This window comes from Pseudomonas sp. EB271-G4-1, assembly GCF_058791355.1.
Window position 1 is genome coordinate 15,352 of record NZ_JBYTEO010000068.1, and the last position, 18,244, is coordinate 33,595.

Below are 18,244 nucleotides of genomic sequence, written 5' to 3' on the forward strand. Positions count from 1 at the left end.
ATAGTTTGACCAGTTACATAATCCATGCAGAATAGATTCAAGTAACCCGTAAAAACACTTTTATACAGTTACAGGATCAATGAGCCATGACCACTTCCCGACACACCAACGTTGCCTACAAATTTGTCGAAGCCGACGGCGTCAAGGTGTTCTATCGCGAAGCCGGCGCTGTCGACGCGCCGGTACTGTTGCTGCTGCACGGTTTTCCCAGCTCGTCGCACCAGTTCCGCGAGCTGATCCCGCTGCTGGCGGACAAATACCGCCTCATCGCGCCGGACCTGCCCGGATTCGGCTTCACCGAAGTGGCGGCTGAACGTCACTACGTCTACACCTTCGATGCGATCGGCGAGACGCTGCGCCAGTTTGTCGATGTACTGGGACTCCAGCGTTATGCGATGTATTTCTTCGACTACGGCGCCCCCGCTGGCTTGCGCCTGGCGCTGGCTTACCCGGATCGGGTGAGCGCGATTGTTTCGCAAAACGGCAATGCGTATCTCGAAGGTCTGGGGGATGCGTGGGCGCCGATCCGCCAGTACTGGGCCGACCCGTCGCCCGCCAATCGCCAGGTGATCAAGGATGCCATCCTGCATCTGGAAGGCACGCGCTGGCAGTATGTGGAGGGCGTGAGTCATCCCGAGGTGATCGCACCCGAGGCGTACCATCTGGACGCGCTTCTGCTGGAGCGGCCCGGCAACAAGGACATCCAGCTCGACCTGTTCCTTGATTATCAGAACAACCTCGAGCTGTATCCGGCATTCCAACAGTTCTTTCGCGACACCCAGGTGCCAACGCTGGCGATCTGGGGCAAAGGCGACCCCTTCTTCATTCCACCGGGCGCCGAGGCCTATCAGCGCGACAACCCCAATGCGGTGGTCGAGTTGCTCGATACCGGCCACTTCGCCCTGGAGACCCACGTCGACCATATTGCCCGGCGCATCGTCGAAGTCGTGGGCAACGACATCAACTCAAACGTCGCGTAGTCAGGGCCCGGCATCCGGGCCCTGATGCTCAGGCCTGAGCCAACGCGCCATCGAACGCTGGCGTCAACCCCGACGACGCCAGCTTTTGCACAAAGGCTCCCATCCGCTGCTGCTTGTAGGCCTCCACGTCCAGTTCACGGTAATCGTAGAAACCCTGGCCGTCGCGCAGGCCGTTGCGGCCGTTGTGCATGTTGTCGGCAATCACCTGTGGCGATTCGAAGCGCGGCGCCAGCGCGCCACTGAGGTAATGCGAGGCGTAGTAGAGAATGTCGCCGCCACCCCAGTCGATGAACTCGAGCAGTCCCAGTACCGAGAAGCGCAAGCCGAAGCCAATGCGAACGGCTGTGTCGATATCCTCTGCGCTGGCCACGCCCTCTTCCACCATCCGTGCGGCTTCGTTCATCGCCAGTGCCTGGATGCGCGGCACGATATAGCCCGCCACCGGATTGCACACCACCGGCACCTTGCCGATGCGCTTGAGCAGTTGCAGCAGCCGCTCGACCACCTGTGGGCAGGTCGCGGCGCTGCGGCTGACTTCCACCAGCGGCATCAGGTGCGCGGGATTGAGCCAGTGCGCGTTGACGAAGCGCGCCGGCGTGCTGACCATTTCACTCAACTCGGTAACTAGGAAAGTCGAGGTTGTCGACGCGATGATCGCCGACGCCGGGACATGCTCGCTGACCCAGGCGAACGTCTGTTGCTTGGCCTCGATGACTTCCGGCACGGCTTCGAACACCAGCTCGCATCGGCGCAACGCCTCGCAGGCCCGGTCCCGGGTTTGCAGGGTCAAGCGCGATAGCGCGATGTCCGCCTGTTCCGGCTGGAGCACTCCGAGGCGAACCAGCATGAGCAGTTCGCCGCGGATGTTATTGCGCACGCGCTCGAAGTAGTCGTCGCGCTCATCCTCGGCGCGCTCCTTGATGTCAATGAGGGTAACCGGCAAGCCCGCATGGATGAAGGCCAGGGCAATGCCCTCGCCCATCCGGCCGGCGCCGACCACGCTGACCTGAGGCAATTCAATGCTCATGATTGAAAGCCCTTGGTCAGCAGTTCGGTCATCCGTTCGCGGTCGAGCCCGGCCAGACCGAGGTTTTCCAGGGTGCGGCCTTCGGCGTAGAGATCACGTTCGGCAACGACCGAAGCGATGCTCAGCAGGCCCTGGGCAACCGGGGTCGGCACACCGGCCCAACGGCCAACGGACACCAGGAAGGACAGGCCCAGGCGGGTGTCTTCGAGCATGTAGCGATGGGTCTGCAGGTCGATGTCTTCGCGCCAGTCACCGCTGTCGGTCAGCTTGCCATGGGCACCGCGACCGTACATCCACGCCTCGCCTTCGCTGGTGTTGTAATGGTCGGCCAGGGGAAAGTGCGGTGCGCCGTAGGTCAGTGCTTCACGCACGGCCATGCGCTCGGCGTCCAGCTGGTTGGTCACGCGACGAATCGACGGCTGGGTGCCTTCGTTATGAATGTCCCAGGCTTCGAAATGCTCCAGGGGACCTGCGTTCATCATGATCAGCGGTGGGTGGATGATGGGACCTGCGTTCATCAACGCACCGCTCAAGGCGTCTTCGATCGGTTCAACGCTCGGGTAGGCCTCGCGCAATACCGTGAAGGCGTGCTCGGACAGGTTGCTGGGGAACACGCCAGTCGGCAGGCGGGTCGCGTAGCAACTGATCACCAGCTCGCTGGCGCCATGCTTGCGTACGAGGTACGGCAGCGTACCGGTTTCAGCGAAGGCGACTTTGGCCAGGTTACCGGCATCAGCCATGGCCTTGGCAAACACGTAGCTGCCGAAAGTGCCCGGTGGCAGGAACACCACCTGGCCATCGCGCAGATGCGGCGCCACATGCCTGGCCAGGTCTTCGTGGGAGGTCGATGGCAGCGGGATGATCACCAGTTGCGCGTCGCCCAGGGCTTCGGCCAAATCGTCGGTGAACGACAGTTTGTCGCCCGGTTTGCCGACGGACAGCTGACGGGTACCCCGATAGTCCCTGATGGTCAGGCTGCCGATGGCCAGCAACTCTTTGAGCGCTGCCGAGTCGCGCCGCCACAGGCGGACCTGATGCCCCTTTTCAGCCATCTCGACAGCTGCGGCGTAGCAGCCATGTCCCCCACCCAGCACGGTAATATTCATCGAGTTGCTCCTCTTGTAAGAGACTCGATGCTATCGGGCTGCACCGCCACGGACTGTCCCGATTGCGCAGCCGACTGACGGATTACGCAGAAGTCTTAATGCTTGTGTCGGCGCAGGGTGTCCGACGGCAGGCAGCCATAGCGTTGCCGATAGGCACTGGAAAAATGCCCGAAGCTGTTGATGCCGTGGCGCAACAGGATATCGGTGACGCTTTCGCAGGTATTACCCTGTTGCAGCGATTCGTGGATCACCGCCAGGCGACGCTCACGGATGTACTCGACCGGCGCCTGCTGCAGAAACTGTTTGAAGCCGTTTTGCAAGGTGCGGGCCGAGACGCCACAGAGCTCGCTCAGGGTCGCCAGGCTGATCGACTCGCCAAGGTGCGCCTCGATGTAGTCACGGGCCTTCTTCACGTGGTGCGGCAGCGGCGCGCGCGAATCGATCAACAGATCCGTCGAGTAGTTATGTGGCAGCTGGGTGAGCAGCAGTTGCATCAGGTAATCGGACAAGCCGCTGGCGAGCCGCGATCCGTCCACGCCGCTGCCGTACAGCCGGCAGATGTAGTCCAGGGTGTGATAAAGGCTGACCACGCCGGCGCCCAGCGGGTCGACGCTGACATCGAAGATCACCGACTGCCGCAAGCTGCGCCCGAGCAGGCGTTGCAGTTGCAGCTGCAGGGCATCACGGTCGACGCGCAGGATCAGGTTGCGGCACTCGCCATCGGTGATGATGCGGCTTTGCGCGAACGGCGAGGAAACGCTCAGGCAGCCCGACTGCATCGCCGCACTTCGCCGGCCGTGGGCCACTTCGCAATGCCCCTGCAAGGTGATGCGAAACAGGTACTGATCGGCAATGTCGCCGATGTTGATCTCCACCGGCGCGCCATAGCGCAGGTCGAGCAGCGCCGAAGTACCGAAGAATACGCCGTTGAGCCGGGTATGGATCGGCTCGTCACGCAGCACGTTGAAACTGTGCGGACACAGGTAATGACTGACCTTGTCCTTGATCTCGCGGTAATCGGCCGAGCTGAGCAGGCTATGCCGCTCCAGCAGGTGTACGTCATTCAACATCGGGGATTCTCCTGGCCTGGAAGTGCTTCAGCCCCGCTGCATACAAACGCAGCGGGGCCGAGGCACCGATCATGAACTATGACCAATCAAGCGCGGCTCGGATACTCCCGCGCATAGCTTTCGCGGAAACGCCGGCAACCACGCCAGAGCAACAACACGGTCAACACCGACGCACCGGCGATCACCAACGACATCGACGAGCCCACCGCTGCCGGCGAACCGAAGTAGCGGTCGGTCAACAGCGCCACCAGCGTGGTGCCCAGGCCCAACCCCAGCAGGTTGCTGATCAGCAGGAACACCGCCGAGACCTGTGCGCGTACCTGGTTCGGCGCGAGGATCTGCATCGCCGCCGTGGATGCCGGCATCGGGAACGAGGCGAAGAACATGGCTGGCACCAGCAGGGTCACCGACAGCCACAGCTGATCGGCTTGCGGGAACAGCACGGCCGGTACAGCCATGCCCAGGGCACCGATGACACCCGTGCGCATCGCCGCGTCCTGATGACCCTTCTTGGCCAGGTAGTCGGTGAGCCATCCACCGAACAGCACGCCGGCGGTATTGGCCACCAACAGCACGGTGCCGAGCATGTAGCCGGCCTCCATCGGCGACAGGCCGAACTTTCGGATGTACAACGCCGGGCTCCAGCTCATCATGCAAAAAAGCGCCATGGCGTAGAACGAAAAGCCCAGGTAATGGCAGGTGAAAGTGGCACGGTGACGACCCAGGAAGCGCAAGCCATCGCTCATGGCGACCTTCTTGGCTCGACCCTGGGCATCGACCTGCAGGCCTTTACGCGCCGGGTCGCGCACGGTCAGCCAGATCAACAGGCCGACCACGATACCGGGCAGGCCGACAATGAAGAACGCCAGTTGCCAGGCTTTCATCGCGCCGAGAAAGGCGACCTCGATGGTGTTCATGTCCTTGAGCATGGCGATCACATAGCCACCCACCAGGAAGGCCAGGCCGCCACCGACGAACGAGCCGATCGAGTAGATGCCCACGGCGCGACCGAGTTTCTCCTTGGGGAACATGTCGCTGAACATCGAGTAGGCCGAGGGCGACAGGGCCGCTTCGCCAACGCCGACGCCAATGCGCGCGAGGAACATGTGCAGGAAGTTCTTGCTCAGGCCGCAGGCTGCGGTCGCCAGGCTCCAGAACACCACGCCGACGGCGATGATCCTCGGCCTGGAGAAGCGGTCAGCCAGATAGGCGATGGGCATGCCCATGAAGGCGTAGAACAACGAAAAGGCCAGCCCGTGCAGCAGGCTGAACTGGGTGTCGCTGATCTGCAGGTCGGCCTTGATCGGTTCGATCATCAGCGCCAGGATCTGCCGATCCACAAACGAAAAGATGTAGGCGATCATGCACAGCGCCACCACGTACCACTCGTAGACGTAGGTTTTCTTGCGCTGCAGGACCGGGTTATCGACCTGTATATTCACTAGTCTTTGCTCCTATTTGTATTGTTATGGAGTCAATGCGCTTACCAGAACTTCCACGTGTAGGTCGTGGCGACACGGAACTCGTTGTAGTCGTAGCCGTACTTCTGTTTCACATCGATGTTACGCAGGTCCAGTCCAAGGCCTTGCAGCGCCCCGCTCTGTACCACGTAATTGAGCCCCAGGTAGCGTTCGCTTTCCTGGTTGTCGCTCAAGTTGCCGCCGCGGTCCCAGTTCGTGCCCTTGATGTAGCGCGTGTAGAATTTCAGCCCCGGCACGCCCATCCCGGCAAAGTCATAGCTGTAGCGCGCGCCCCAGGACTTTTCATCGGGGCGGACAAAACCCAGGGACGACCAGTGCACCAGGTAAGGTTGCGGGATATAGCCGTTCATGGTCGGGAACACGCTGTCACCGAGCATGCGCTGGTAACTGAGGCCGAACATGTGCGCCCCCTTGAGCAAGCTGAACAGGGCACCGTAGGAGCGGTTGTCAATTTCACCGTTCAAGGCACTGCCGTCTTCATTGTTATTGAAGTAGCGCAAGTCGGTTTTAAGTTTGTAGCCATTGCCCAGGTCAGCCATGTGCATCAGGCCGAAATAGTGCTGCTGGTAGATATCGTGCAGGACGCCGTAGAAGTAACTGGCTTGCAACGTCTTGCTGATGTCGTAAGTGACGCCGCCAAAATCCAGGCCGTCACTGTCGAGATTATCGGTGGAGCCAAACTTGTAGAGCTTTTCGTGATTGGAAGACTCCCGTGTCACGGCAGACCAGAAGCGGCCACCGGTCACGGTCAATCCGTCAATTTCCTTGGACTCGACCACGGCCCCTTGATAGATGGTATCCAGCTGTCGACTGGGGTCATCGAACGCCACCGGCAATTGCGGGCGCAGGTCACCCACCTTTAACTCGGTCTTGCTGTAGCGCATCTTGAAGGTCGCACCGGCGCGACTGTAGTCATTGGCCGTCTGTTGATCGCTCACACTGTACGGCAGCGAACCGTCGTTGCCCGAGGAATCCAGACGCACGGCGTATTGCGCATCCACATCCAGGCCAATGGCCAAGGCCGTGTCGGTGTAGCCGGAGGTAAATTGCGCATCGAAACCCTGAGACCAACTGTGCACTTCAGACACCGGTGCATGGGTGTTGGTGTAGTTTCGGTGCAAGTAGAAGTTACGCGTATCCACTTTGAAATGACTGTCATCGATCACATCGGCATGAGCTGCCAATGGCGAACAGATAACCCCGATCACACTGGCAATACCGAGCCCACGGCAAGATTGCTTCACCTGATATCTCCATTCTTATTGTTATGGGGTAAGCGCAAGGCGAGCTCAATGGAACAGTCCGCTACGACGACACGCTTCCTGTGTGCGCAAGGTAAGCGAGTAGACGCCGCGCCGGTATCAAGATGAACAGCATCCGAAGGGGGGAAATCTCCCGTGCGGCTAAAGGTTTCCCTTAGGCGAAGCAGGTAATTGGATAAATGCCGGATTCCGACACCCTCTGCCGGCAGCCGACAAACGCTCCGGTTTTATTTTCTTAATCTCCCCTGGCCCGACGTTCATCGCTTCACGTCGGCCCAATCAGTCCTGTCACTGCACATCCCGCTCCAGGCGCTAGCCAAGCGCACCAGGGTTGGGTTTAAGGAGAATAAGAATAATGAATCCAGGTTCTACATCAGCATTCGACCAGATACTCGAAACCGTCACCGTTGGGCAGCAGCGCGTCCCAGGCGTCGTTGCTGCCGTCACCGGGCGAGACGGTTTGCTCTACGAGGGTGCTTCAGGGCAACGAACGCTCGGTCAACCAGAGGCAATGACGACCGACAGTGTTTTCGCGATGTTTTCCACGACCAAGGCGATAACCGCCACGGCCGTGCTTCAGTTGGTCGAGGAAGGCCGACTGGATCTCGATGCGCCCGCCAGGGACTACCTGCCGATGATCGGCGAACTCAAGGTGCTCGAAGGGTTTGATAGCGACGGCACCCCACGGCTTCGCCCTGCGAAAAATCACATCACCACCCGAATGCTCCTGCTTCATACCGCAGGCCTGGGTTACGAATTCTTCAACGAACACTACAACAGGCTGGTCCAGGAACAACGACAACCCAGCATCATCAGCGGATCGTTGGCTGCCCTGAAGACGCCCTTGCTGTTCGAGCCTGGTGAGCAGTGGGAATACGGTTCCAACATGGACTGGGCCGGCCTGGTGGTCGAGGCCATTACCGGCAAACGCCTGGGTGAAGTCATGCAACAGCGTATTTTTGAGCCTCTGGGCATGACCGACACGGCCTTCACCATGACCCCGTCAATGCTCCAGCGACGGGCTGGCATGCACCAGCGTGAAGAGGATGGATCGCTGAGCCCGGTCGAAGGCTCCCTCCTCCCGCCGGAACCCGAAGTGCATATGGGAGGCCATGGCCTGTTTTCGACAGTCAAGGATTACTGCCTGTTCATCCGCGCCTGGCTGAACGATGGACAAGGCGATCACGGACGGATCCTGAAGCCGGAGACGATTCGTTTCGCCGAGCAAAACGGCCTCGACAACTTGAAGATAAAAGCCCTTCCCTGCGTGATTCCGAGTATTTCCCATACTGCGGAATTCTTCCCCGGCATGCCAAAGTCGTGGGCGTTGAGTTTCATGATCAACGAACAAGACGCTCCCACCGGTCGCCCTGCGGGCTCCTTGGCGTGGGCTGGATTGGCCAATCTCTTCTATTGGATCGATCGCAAGAATGGCATCGGTGGCTTTTGGGCCACCCAGATACTGCCATTCGTAGACCCTGTATCGACCCAGGGTTATCTGGATTTCGAAACGGCGGCCTACCGCAACCTGAGCCGCTGAGCCGGTTCCTGATTCACCCCTCTCTAAAACCTACAAAAACAAAAACAGGTGACTCATGGAGATCTCCACGCGTACCCCTGCGCGCGCTCGTTTCTCAGCTTGCGCATTGGATACTTCAATGATCGGTGCCGCATTGCTGCTGGCCACCCTGGCCGGCAACGCCCATGCCATCGATGTGGACGCCGGCGAATACGCCGCTGCGCTTCCAGCCGGCAGCAATATCGGCTTGCTCTACCTGCAGCATGCCGAGCGGCGGTCGCTCTACAGTGACGGTCACAAGGTTGCGATCAAAGCTGGACTCGACTCGGATATCGGCATACTGCGCGTCGCCAATTACCAGCAGTTGGGTGACTACACGATCAATACACAGTTCCTGTTGCCCTTCGGTCGCCTGGAAGGAACACGCGACAACGACGCGTTGGGACAAACCAGTGGCACGGGTGATCTGATTCTGGCCTCGACCCTGTGGCTCGTGAACGATCCGGCGAAGAACCGTTACTGGGGCATTGCGCCCTACCTGTTCGTGCCGACCGGTAGCTATGACCGCAACGATGCACTCAACCTCGGTGAAAACCGTTGGAAGATGACGTTGCAAACCGGTTATGTGACCGGCCTCACTGACAGATTGTCCCTGGACCTCACCGCCGACGTCACGCTGTTCGGCAAGAATGACGACCTCACGAGTCAAGGCCTGACGTTGCGCCAGAAGCCGCTATGGCAAGCCCAGACCTACCTCAGGTACGCCGTTACACCCAAGCTGTCGGTGCACGTCGGCGCGTCTCAACTCTGGGGCGGCGAGACGCGCATCGATGGCCAGGACCAGAACGATGAACCCGGTACCAGCAAGTATCGTGTCGGAGGATCCTACTGGATGACCCCGACCTTCCAGGCCCTGCTCAATTACGGCCAGGACGTATCGGTCGACAATGGTTTCAAGGAAGAACAGCGGGTTAACCTACGGTTGCTGTGGGTGTTCTGACCCGCTGCGATTGGCTGGGTTGGTGGGCACCGAGAGTGGCTTTGACGTTACTCTCGGTGCCCTTTTTTTCATCAAGCCGCTAGCGCAACCGGCGCTGCAAGGTTTGTGACGGCAGTTCACTGAAACGCTTGCGATAGAGCCCCGCGAAATCACCCAGGTTCAGATAACCCCATCGAAAGGCAATGGCAGAAACTGTCGCGCCCGACTCTGGATCCGCCACCCATAAATCGCGGTGTACCCCCTGTAGCCGCTGCTCGCGCAGGAACGCACCGGGCGTCATACCGCGAAAGCGCGAGAAGGCCCCACTCAATGCCCGCACACTGGTCCCGACCGCACTGGCAACTTCTGCCATCGTCGGCAGGCTCGCTGCATTGGCACTCATGAATTCTTCGGCAGCCCTCACGTAGCGGGGCGCAATCCGGTTCTTTGGACTGTTGAAATCAAGTCCGGCTTGTGCGGCGCGGCCAGCCCACTCTCGCAACAGATGAACGCACAGCGCTTGCTGCAGATGAGCCCCCATACGTCCCTCAGTCATGTGTTCGCCAGCTTCGGCAACACACCGAACCGTGTACTCCAGCAGACTTAGCCAGCTCGAACCGACCCCACCGATGATGCACTTATGCCTCCAGAATCGATCGTCGGGCACGAACCCAAACCACTGCTGCGCCATCTGCTCCAAGACTGCATGTGGAAGGGTCAAATTCAGTTGCAGGTGATCCGGATCCAGGTCAACCCGGTATTCGACACGACTGCAATCGGCAATGAAGGACTCACCCACTGCAGTATCTTCAGTGTCTGAACGTTGTGTCCAATGCCGGGCATTGCCGCCAATGGTCGTGAGCAGCAAGGCATTCCCCGCCTCAGGCGAAAAATCATCGACGCTCACCGCCACGCCATAGCCAAAACGGGTCAGCGTCAACTCCCCAATCGTGGATGAATGCATGGTGGCGCGAGGCTTGATGGCTTGCCCTTTGGGGGTGACACGATAGGGCATGTAAACGCGATCCGACCAGGCGCTGATTTCATCCCACTCGGTTGAAAAAACTTTGTGCTGCTGGCGTATCGGCTTGCCGCTGACATCTGTTAACAACGCATGGTCGAGAAGCATGAAGACACCTGTTTTTTATTTTTCTAGGGTCGGGTGAATGCTCTTGCTGGACTGGGATCATCCGGTGCCAGTGCCCCTGCGTAAAGAGCTTTTTGATGGTGACTGTCCCGTTCTGAAACAGTTGTACGGGTTCGATACAGCCCTGCCTTCGTCATACCTGTGCGCAATGCTCATTGGCAACGCATCACGCCCGGCGCCACGGCGTTTTTAGCAGGCTGGCACAGGCGTTGCTCCGGGGCTTGGGACAAAAATCACAACAACGAGGCCTCGCCCATGGAACACCTTCCACTGCATCCCAAGACCGTTGAATTCCTCTCCAGACGATCGCGCATGCTGATCGGCGCCGAATGGATGGACGCCGCCAGCGGCGCGACGATGGCCGTGCGCAATCCGGCCACCGGCAAGCTGCTGCTGGACGTGCCGTCCGCCACCCATGTCGATGTGGATCGCGCCGTGCAAGCCGCGCGACGCGCTTTCGATGACTCCGCCTGGAGCCACATGCGCCCACGCGAGCGGCAGAACCTGCTGTGGCGGCTGGCCGACCTGATCGAGCGCGACGCCCAGGTGATCGCCGAGCTGGAATGCCTGAACAACGGCAAGAGCGTGCAGATGGCACGCCTGGTGGACGTCCAACTGTCTATCGACTCCCTGCGCTACATGGCCGGCTGGGCCACCAAGCTCTCGGGCACTACTGTGGACCCGTCCCTGCCGCTGATGCCGGACAGCCAATTCCACGCCTTCATCCGCCGCGAGGCGGTTGGGGTGGTTGGCGCCATCGTTGCCTGGAACTTTCCCTTCATGCTGGCTTGCTGGAAACTCGGCCCGGCCTTGGCCACCGGTTGCAGCCTGGTACTCAAGCCTGCCGACGAGACCCCCCTGAGTGCCCTCAAGCTGGCCGAGCTTGTGCTGGAAGCCGGCTACCCCACCGGCGTGTTCAACGTGGTCACCGGCACTGGTCTTAACGCTGGCGCGGCGCTGAGCAATCACCCGGGAGTAGACAAGCTGACCTTCACCGGGTCCACCGAAGTGGGCAAGCAGATCGGCAAGGCGGCCATGGACAACATGACCCGCGTGACCCTGGAGTTGGGCGGCAAATCGCCAACCATCGTCCTGGCGGACGCCGACCTGCAGGTGGCCGCGGCCGGTGCCGCCAGCGCTATCTTCTTCAACCAGGGCCAGGTGTGCTGCGCCGGTTCGCGCCTGTATGTGCACCGCAAGCATTTCGACCGGGTGGTGGGCGACATCGTCGATATCGCCAATGGCATGAAGCTCGGTAACGGCCTGGACCCCAGCGTGGCCATGGGGCCGCTGATCTCCGCCAAGCAACAGGATCGGGTGCACAACTACATCGAGATGGGCCGCGAACTGGGCGCCACCATCGCCTGCGGCGGCGAGAAGTTCGGCCCCGGCTACTTCGTCCAACCCACGGTGATCGTCGACGTCGACCAGCAGCATCGCCTGGTGCAGGAAGAAATCTTCGGCCCGGTGCTGGTGGCCATGCCCTTCGACGACATCGACCAGGCCGTGCACCTGGCCAACGACAACAGCTACGGTCTGGGGGCCAGCATCTGGTCCAATGACATGAGCGCGGTGCACCGCATGATCCCGCGCATCAAGTCCGGCTCGGTCTGGGTCAACTGCCACAGCGCCCTCGACCCGGTGCTGCCCTTCGGCGGCTACAAGCTGTCCGGCGTCGGCCGTGAACTGGGTGCGGCAGCGATCGACCACTACACCGAACTGAAGACGGTAATGATCAAGCTGTAATCCCTTCTCAGGCTGGGGCCGGCTTGCGCGGTCTCAGCCTTTTCATCTCGGGTGATGCGTCATCGCTCACCACTCATTTGAAGGAACTGTCATGCCTCAATATGTCATCGAACGGGAAATCCCGGGGGCTGGAAAACTCTCGGCCGAGGAACTCCGGGCCATCTCGCAGAAGTCCTGTGCCGTGCTCAGCACCATGGGGCCTCACATCCAATGGCTGCACAGTTATGTGACAGGCGACAAGGTCTACTGCCTGTACATCGCGGCTAACGAACAGTTGATCCGCGAACATGCCGAGCAAGGCGGCTTCCCGGCCAACAGCGTGGCCGAAGTGCTCGATATCATCGGCGCGAACACCGCCCGCTAGGACCTCGTGCGCAAGGCCGCCGCTCCTCGTGGAGCGAGGTCTTGCCCGTGGCGTTAATCTTCCTGCATCCCCTTGAGCTTGCGGTACAGCGTCGCGCGCCCGATCCCCAGGCTGCGCGCGGCAGCCGAGAGGTTACCGCCGCTCGCCTCCACCGCCGCCTTGATTGCACGCTGCTTGGAGGCCAGCAGGGTATCCCCCGCCTGCGGCTGCGACTGCGGCCTGCCTGCCGCTGGCGAGGCCGGGGTATCACCAACCTCCATTACGTCGTCCGGCAGGTGCTGCAGGCCGATCTCGCCTTCATTCTCGGCCAGGGCGGCGGCCAGGCGCAGGGTCTGGTAAAGCTGGCGGACATTGCCAGGCCAGCGATAGGCCAACAGCGCCTGCAGCGCCGCCTTGTTCAGCCTGGGCGCCTGCTGTGCGGTGGTTTCGGCGCACAACAGGTGCTGGATCAGTTCCACTAGATCGTGCCGTTCGCGCAACGCTGGCAGCACCACGCGCAGGCCGTTGATGCGGTAGTAGAGATCCTCGCGGAATCCATGGTTGGCGCTGAGCTGCTTGAGGTCGCGGTGGGTGGCGCAGATCAGCGCGCAGTCCACCTTGATCACCTCGCTGCTGCCAAGGCGGGTCAGGCTGCGCTCCTGCAACACGCGCAGCAGGCGACCCTGCAGCTCCTGGGGCATGTCGCCGATCTCGTCGAGGAACAGGGTGCCCTTGTGCGCCTGCTCGATCTTGCCGCTGGCGCCGCCCTTGCGGCTGCCGGTAAAGGCACCTTCGGCGTGGCCGAACAATTCCGACTCGATCAGGCTGGCCGGAATGGACGAGCAGTTGATCGCGACGAAGGCTTCGCCAGCGCGGCTGCTGCCTTCGTGCAACAGACGGGCGAAGACCTCCTTGCCAGTGCCTGTCTCGCCGTTGATCAATACCGGGATGTCGCGGGCGAAGGCCTTGCGTGCGCGGGCCAGAGCCTCCTGCAGGGCCGGATCCTGCAGACAGGGGCCGGCTTGCGGCGGTGGCAGCGGCTCGGCGGTTTTCGCACGCGAGAGTACCGGAGGCTGTCCCCGCATCGGTTTCTGCCCGGGGCCGAGCGTGATGCAAGCATGCAGTTCGCCGCGGTGGTGACTGCGCAGGCGCAACGGCGCGCTGAGGTCGTGGCGGCAGTAACAGGTGGCATGAACGAAGGGCATGTCGAACAGTTCGGCGAAGTCCAGGCCGGTCTGGATCTCGCCGAGCGTCAACAACTGTGCGGCGATGCGGTTGGCGCAGCGCAGTTTGCCGGCAGGATCGAAGGCCAGCAGGCCTTCCAGTGGCGTGCCGAGGATGTCCAGGCGATGGTGCAAGTGCACCAGCAGCACATCGCCGAGCTGGGCGAACATGCGGTTTTCGATGGCACGCGCGGCGAACACCAGGGAATCGAGGGTGTACACCGAGGGCACGCCATGTTTGCTGCTGGCGTCCAGTACCCCGACTATGCCGCCATCCAGGCCGAAGATCGGCGTGGCCAGGCAGGAGAACTGGCGAGCCTCCTCCAGGTAATGCTCCTCGCCGACAAAAAATACCGAGTCGCGCTCGGTGAGGACGCAACTTGGTGCGGTGGTGCCGACGTTTTGTTCGGAGATCTGCGCACCGACGCGGAACACCTGATTCAACTCGCGGTTGTCCGGGCTGAGTCGGCCCAGGCTGCTGAGCACCACGCCTTCCAGATCGAGGCAGGCCAGCACCCAGTCTTTCGGCGACAGGGCGGCGTGCAGCTGCTCCATCTCCGGAGCGGCGCAGGTCAGCAACAGGCGATTGCTTTCAGCGATCTGCTCGCGACTGGCAACCACCGGCGCGTCAAACAGCAGATTGTCGCGCTGGCACAGGCCGTAATTCTGCGAGCGCTGCCAGGATCTCTCGATCACTTGTGAGTCGACGAAACGCTTGCGCGAAGGGGGTGTCGCGGGGCTGCTGGATTTGGGCATGGCATGCGTCTCGCGGCCGAATGTCTCGAAGTGGGCCAGCTCGACCCCAAGCCACTGTCTCAAATTGAGCCAGCGATACAGCGGGACTATTCCCGCACTGCCTTCGACACTTCTTATTATTACTCAAGCCATTGATTTAAAAGCTTTTTTATTAAACCATAAAAAGCTGGCACAAGCTCTGCTCAATGACTTCACGTTAGTCCGGATAACCGCTCCGGCACTAAGTTGATCATAAACAAAAACAATAAAGGTAATGTCATGAAAATGAGCACAGAGCCGGCTCCTCGTAGCCCGGGCTGGCCACCACACAAGTTTCGCCTGGCCCATCTGTTGCACGCTTCGCTCTTCGGCCTGCTGGCCGGTTTCTCTTGCAGCACCCTGGCGGTGGACGTCGATGCCGGCGATTACACCGCACTTCCCGAAGGCACCAACCTGGGCCTGGTCTATTACCAGCATGCCGAACGCAATGCCCTCTACTCCGACGGCCACAAGGTACCGATCGATGCCGGCCTGGATTCCGACATCGGTATTTTGCGCGGCGTGCACTTCACCAAGATTGGCGATTACATCGTCGACCCGCAGTTCCTCCTGCCGTTCGGCAACTTGCGAGCCAAGGATGATCTGCAAGACCTGGGCAACGACAGCGGCACTGGCGACCTGATCCTTGCCGCCACCGTCTGGCTGCTGAATGAACCGAAAAATCGCCGCTACTTCGGCATCACCCCGTTCCTCTACGTACCCACTGGGAGCTACGACAAGGACCGCGCGATCAACCTCGGCGAGAACCGCTGGAAGCTCGCCCTGCAAGCGGGCTATATCACCGGCCTGACCGAAAAGCTGACCCTCGATCTGGTCGGCGACGTGACGTTCTTTGGCCACAACGACGACTTCGGTAGAGCCAGCGAAACCCAGAAGCAGGACCCTCTCTATCAGGGCCAGGCTTTTCTACGCTACAACTTCACCGAGCGTTTCGATGTGCGCGCGGGCGTTTCGAAGCTCTGGGGCGGTGAAAGCAACATCAGTGACATAGATATGGACGACAAGCCGGGCACCAGCAAATTCACAGTCGGCACGTCGTACTTCGTCACCCCGAGCACTCAGTTGATGGTCAATTACGGGCAGGACATCGCGGTGGACAACGGCTTCGAGGAGGACAGCCGCATCAACTTGCGCATCCTGCAGTTGTTCTAGCCACCGCCGCTCGCCAGGGTCTCATTCCAATTTCAATAACAGGAGTCCTGCGTCTATGAACACGCAGTCTGCATCCCGAATTCTCGCTGGCCTGGCCTTCGCCTTGCTGGCGCCGCTGGCCGTCGCCGCACAGGTCGACCAGGCCGCCATCATTGCCAGCAAGCAAGACGGTAGCCAATGGCTCAGCCATGGCCGCACCTACGACGAACAGCGCTTCAGCCCCCTGGACCAGATCACCGCGAAGAACGCCGACAAGCTGGGCCTGGCCTGGTCCCTCGACCTTGATAACCACCGTGGCCTGGAAGCCACGCCGCTCTTCGCCGACGGCGTGCTCTACACATCGCTGTCCTGGAGCCGCGCGATGGCGGTGGATGCGCGCACCGGCAAGACGCTCTGGACCTTCGATCCGCAGATCGCCCGCGAAAAAGCCCGCGACGCCTGCTGCGACGCGGTCAATCGCGGCGTCGCGCTGTGGAACGGCAAGGTCTTCATTGGCACCCTGGACGGGCGACTGATTGCCCTCGATGCAAAAACCGGCAAAGAGGTGTGGAGCCAGCAGACCACCGACAACAGCAAGCCCTATACCATTACCGGCGCGCCACGTGTGGTAAAGGGCAAGGTCATCATCGGCAACGGCGGCGCCGAATACGGCGTGCGCGGCTACTTCTCCGCCTATGATGCCGAGACCGGCAAGATGGCTTGGCGCTTCTACACGGTGCCCGGCGACCCGAACCAGCCCTACGAACACCCAGAGCTGGCCGAAGCGGCCAAGACCTGGAAGGGTGACGAGTACTGGAAGCTTGGGGGCGGCGGCACGGTATGGGACGGCATGGCCTATGACCCTGAGCTGGACCTGCTGTACGTCGGCACCGGCAATGGTTCGCCGTGGAACCGCGAGCTGCGCAGCCCCGGTGGCGGCGACAACCTCTACCTGTCCTCGATCCTCGCGCTCAACCCGGACACCGGTCGGCTGGCCTGGCACTATCAGGTGACCCCGGGCGACTCCTGGGACTTCACCGCCACCCAGCAGATTACCCTGGCGACCCTGGAGATCGGCGGCAAGCCGCGCAAGGTGCTGATGCAAGCGCCGAAAAACGGCTTCTTCTACGTCATCGACCGCCAGACCGGCGAGCTGCTCTCTGCCGAAAAATTCGGCAAGGTCACCTGGGCCGAGAAGATCGACCTGGCGACCGGCAAGCCGGTGGAGGCACCCGGTGTGCGCTACGAGAAAGAGCCCATCGTCATGTGGCCGAGCCCCTTCGGCGCGCACGGCTGGCATTCGATGTCATTCAACCCGCAAACCGGCCTGGTTTATATTCCCTATCAGGAGATCCCGGGTGTCTATCGCAACGAAGGCAAGGATTTCATTAAGCGCAAGGGCTTCAACACCGGCGCGGGCTTCTCCGACGCCACCGAGATTCCCCGCGAGGCTGTTTCCGGTGCATTGCTGGCCTGGGACCCGGTCAAGCAAAAGGAATCCTGGCGCGTACCCTACGATCACTACTGGAACGGCGGCACCCTGAGCACCGCCGGCAACCTGGTGTTCCAGGGTACGGCCAACGGCAACTTCGTCGCTTATTCCGCAGACAAGGGAAAAAAACTCTGGTCGTTCGGCGCACAGACCGGCATCGTCGCCGCCCCTATCACCTACAGCCTGGACGGTGCGCAGTACATCGCCGTGATGGCCGGTTGGGGCGGTGTCGCCCCGCTGATCGGAGGCGATGCCGCCGTCGCGCCGGGAGCCGGTAACCTCAGCCGCCTGCTGGTGTTCAAGCTCGATGGCAAGGCCTCCCTGCCGCCACTGCCGGAAAAAGCCGTGGTGGCGGTGAACCGCACGCCAACACCGGTCGACGCTCCCGCCGCGGATATCGCCGCCGGCCAGCAGTTGTACGGCGCCTACTGCTCCGTCTGCCACGGTGTGGGCGCGCAAAGTGGTGGCTTGATCCCCGATCTGCGCAAGTCCGATGAATCGCGCCGCCACCTGTTCCAGCAGATTGTCCTGGACGGCGTACTGCGGCCGCTAGGCATGCCCTCCTTCAAGGACAGCCTCGAGCCCGCCGATGTCGAGAAGATCAAGCACTACGTCATGAGCCAGGAGTACGCCGCTTACCTCAAGGCACAGCAACCGGTTGCGGCCAAGGCCACGCCGTAGACGTAGCGTAAAAGTGGCGAGTCCGGATGACCGGGCTCGCCACCCTGCCGGGCAACTAACCAACCCAAAAACAATGAGGAACTCGATCATGTGGACCAAACCTGCCTACACCGACCTGCGCATTGGCTTCGAAGTCACGATGTACTTCGCCAACCGGTGACCCTGTAGTGACGGCATGAGTCTTGTGCTGTAACCGATGGCCCCTTCGCGAGCAGGCTCGCTCCCACAGGGGGAAGGCGATCTACTGTGGGGGTGAGCCTGC

At 61.1% G+C, this 18,244-nt stretch carries 15 protein-coding genes; 8 read left to right on the forward strand and 7 right to left on the reverse strand.

The annotated features are described in order from the left end of the window. The first annotated feature begins 86 nt into the window (after positions 1-86). On the forward strand, positions 87-980 hold the full coding sequence (locus AC3WWR_RS25660) for an alpha/beta fold hydrolase (RefSeq protein WP_033044830.1): 894 nt from the start codon (positions 87-89) through the stop codon (positions 978-980). Between the two features lie 28 nt (positions 981-1,008). On the opposite strand, the gene AC3WWR_RS25665 is transcribed toward AC3WWR_RS25660, so the two are convergent. From AC3WWR_RS25665 to AC3WWR_RS25685, 5 genes are all read right to left on the reverse strand, one after another. Continuing rightward, positions 1,009-2,007 carry a 3-hydroxybutyryl-CoA dehydrogenase gene (locus AC3WWR_RS25665; RefSeq protein WP_083348694.1) on the reverse strand — a complete coding sequence of 333 codons (999 nt, stop codon included), beginning with the start codon at positions 2,005-2,007 and terminating at the stop codon, positions 1,009-1,011. Further along, a complete protein-coding gene (locus AC3WWR_RS25670) occupies positions 2,004-3,113 on the reverse strand; it encodes an NAD/NADP-dependent octopine/nopaline dehydrogenase family protein (RefSeq protein ID WP_020801117.1) in 1,110 nt (369 codons plus the stop codon). The genes AC3WWR_RS25665 and AC3WWR_RS25670 overlap by 4 nt, the downstream gene beginning before the upstream one ends. A gap of 95 nt (positions 3,114-3,208) precedes the next feature. Further along, entirely contained in the window at positions 3,209-4,183 is a 975-nt protein-coding gene (locus AC3WWR_RS25675; RefSeq protein ID WP_033044826.1) for an AraC family transcriptional regulator, read from the reverse strand. 86 nt (positions 4,184-4,269) lie between these two features. After that, positions 4,270-5,625 carry a spinster family MFS transporter gene (locus AC3WWR_RS25680; RefSeq protein WP_033044825.1) on the reverse strand — a complete coding sequence of 452 codons (1,356 nt, stop codon included), beginning with the start codon at positions 5,623-5,625 and terminating at the stop codon, positions 4,270-4,272. 41 nt (positions 5,626-5,666) lie between these two features. Beyond that, the gene (locus tag AC3WWR_RS25685) at positions 5,667-6,908 is read right to left on the reverse strand and encodes an OprD family outer membrane porin (protein ID WP_020801120.1); all 1,242 of its coding nucleotides are present in this window, start codon (positions 6,906-6,908) and stop codon (positions 5,667-5,669) included. A gap of 373 nt (positions 6,909-7,281) precedes the next feature. Between AC3WWR_RS25685 and acmB the strand changes: the two genes are divergently transcribed. Both acmB and AC3WWR_RS25695 read left to right on the forward strand, forming a co-directional pair. Next, positions 7,282-8,466 (forward strand): methyl acetate hydrolase AcmB, encoded by a 1,185-nt coding sequence (gene acmB / locus AC3WWR_RS25690; RefSeq protein WP_020801121.1) that lies wholly within the window; start codon positions 7,282-7,284, stop codon positions 8,464-8,466. 55 nt (positions 8,467-8,521) lie between these two features. Then, positions 8,522-9,445: a transporter gene (locus AC3WWR_RS25695; RefSeq protein ID WP_033044824.1), complete on the forward strand. Its 924-nt coding sequence runs from the start codon at positions 8,522-8,524 to the stop codon at positions 9,443-9,445. 79 nt (positions 9,446-9,524) lie between these two features. Here the strand turns inward: AC3WWR_RS25695 and AC3WWR_RS25700 are convergent, their stop codons facing one another. Further along, positions 9,525-10,553 (reverse strand): AraC family transcriptional regulator, encoded by a 1,029-nt coding sequence (locus AC3WWR_RS25700; RefSeq protein WP_033044823.1) that lies wholly within the window; start codon positions 10,551-10,553, stop codon positions 9,525-9,527. A 273-nt stretch (positions 10,554-10,826) separates the two neighbouring features. Here AC3WWR_RS25700 and AC3WWR_RS25705 point away from each other — a divergent pair, with 273 nt between their 5' ends. Together AC3WWR_RS25705 and AC3WWR_RS25710 are read left to right on the forward strand one after the other, a co-directional pair. After that, positions 10,827-12,317 carry an aldehyde dehydrogenase family protein gene (locus tag AC3WWR_RS25705; protein ID WP_033044822.1) on the forward strand — a complete coding sequence of 497 codons (1,491 nt, stop codon included), beginning with the start codon at positions 10,827-10,829 and terminating at the stop codon, positions 12,315-12,317. Between the two features lie 91 nt (positions 12,318-12,408). Further along, positions 12,409-12,681, forward strand: a complete 273-nt coding sequence (locus tag AC3WWR_RS25710; RefSeq protein ID WP_033044821.1) for a DUF4242 domain-containing protein — start codon at positions 12,409-12,411, stop codon at positions 12,679-12,681. A 53-nt stretch (positions 12,682-12,734) separates the two neighbouring features. On the opposite strand, the gene AC3WWR_RS25715 is transcribed toward AC3WWR_RS25710, so the two are convergent. Further along, entirely contained in the window at positions 12,735-14,639 is a 1,905-nt protein-coding gene (locus AC3WWR_RS25715; protein ID WP_033044820.1) for a sigma-54-dependent Fis family transcriptional regulator, read from the reverse strand. A gap of 258 nt (positions 14,640-14,897) precedes the next feature. Here AC3WWR_RS25715 and AC3WWR_RS25720 point away from each other — a divergent pair, with 258 nt between their 5' ends. The 3 genes from AC3WWR_RS25720 to pqqA all read left to right on the forward strand — a co-directional run bounded on the left by AC3WWR_RS25720 (position 14,898) and on the right by pqqA (position 18,142). Beyond that, on the forward strand, positions 14,898-15,830 hold the full coding sequence (locus AC3WWR_RS25720; protein ID WP_033044819.1) for a transporter: 933 nt from the start codon (positions 14,898-14,900) through the stop codon (positions 15,828-15,830). 55 nt (positions 15,831-15,885) lie between these two features. Further along, positions 15,886-17,982 carry a PQQ-dependent dehydrogenase, methanol/ethanol family gene (locus AC3WWR_RS25725; RefSeq protein WP_033044818.1) on the forward strand — a complete coding sequence of 699 codons (2,097 nt, stop codon included), beginning with the start codon at positions 15,886-15,888 and terminating at the stop codon, positions 17,980-17,982. 88 nt (positions 17,983-18,070) lie between these two features. Then, a complete protein-coding gene (gene pqqA / locus AC3WWR_RS25730; protein WP_003243383.1) occupies positions 18,071-18,142 on the forward strand; it encodes a pyrroloquinoline quinone precursor peptide PqqA in 72 nt (23 codons plus the stop codon). Positions 18,143-18,244: the final 102 nt, after the last annotated feature.

Bases quoted from the DNA above. Each gene is read 5' to 3' on its own strand.
- AC3WWR_RS25665 (WP_083348694.1), bottom strand. From the start codon at position 2,007: ATGAGCATTGAATTGCCTCAGGTCAGCGTGGTCGGCGCCGGCCGGATG.
- AC3WWR_RS25715 (WP_033044820.1), bottom strand. From the start codon at position 14,639: ATGCCCAAATCCAGCAGCCCCGCGACACCCCCTTCGCGCAAGCGTTTC.
- AC3WWR_RS25720 (WP_033044819.1), top strand. From the start codon at position 14,898: ATGAAAATGAGCACAGAGCCGGCTCCTCGTAGCCCGGGCTGGCCACCA.
- AC3WWR_RS25710 (WP_033044821.1), top strand. From the start codon at position 12,409: ATGCCTCAATATGTCATCGAACGGGAAATCCCGGGGGCTGGAAAACTC.
- AC3WWR_RS25695 (WP_033044824.1), top strand. From the start codon at position 8,522: ATGGAGATCTCCACGCGTACCCCTGCGCGCGCTCGTTTCTCAGCTTGC.
- AC3WWR_RS25660 (WP_033044830.1), top strand. From the start codon at position 87: ATGACCACTTCCCGACACACCAACGTTGCCTACAAATTTGTCGAAGCC.
- AC3WWR_RS25670 (WP_020801117.1), bottom strand. From the start codon at position 3,113: ATGAATATTACCGTGCTGGGTGGGGGACATGGCTGCTACGCCGCAGCT.
- AC3WWR_RS25700 (WP_033044823.1), bottom strand. From the start codon at position 10,553: ATGCTTCTCGACCATGCGTTGTTAACAGATGTCAGCGGCAAGCCGATA.
- acmB (WP_020801121.1), top strand. From the start codon at position 7,282: ATGAATCCAGGTTCTACATCAGCATTCGACCAGATACTCGAAACCGTC.
- AC3WWR_RS25725 (WP_033044818.1), top strand. From the start codon at position 15,886: ATGAACACGCAGTCTGCATCCCGAATTCTCGCTGGCCTGGCCTTCGCC.
- AC3WWR_RS25705 (WP_033044822.1), top strand. From the start codon at position 10,827: ATGGAACACCTTCCACTGCATCCCAAGACCGTTGAATTCCTCTCCAGA.
- AC3WWR_RS25675 (WP_033044826.1), bottom strand. From the start codon at position 4,183: ATGTTGAATGACGTACACCTGCTGGAGCGGCATAGCCTGCTCAGCTCG.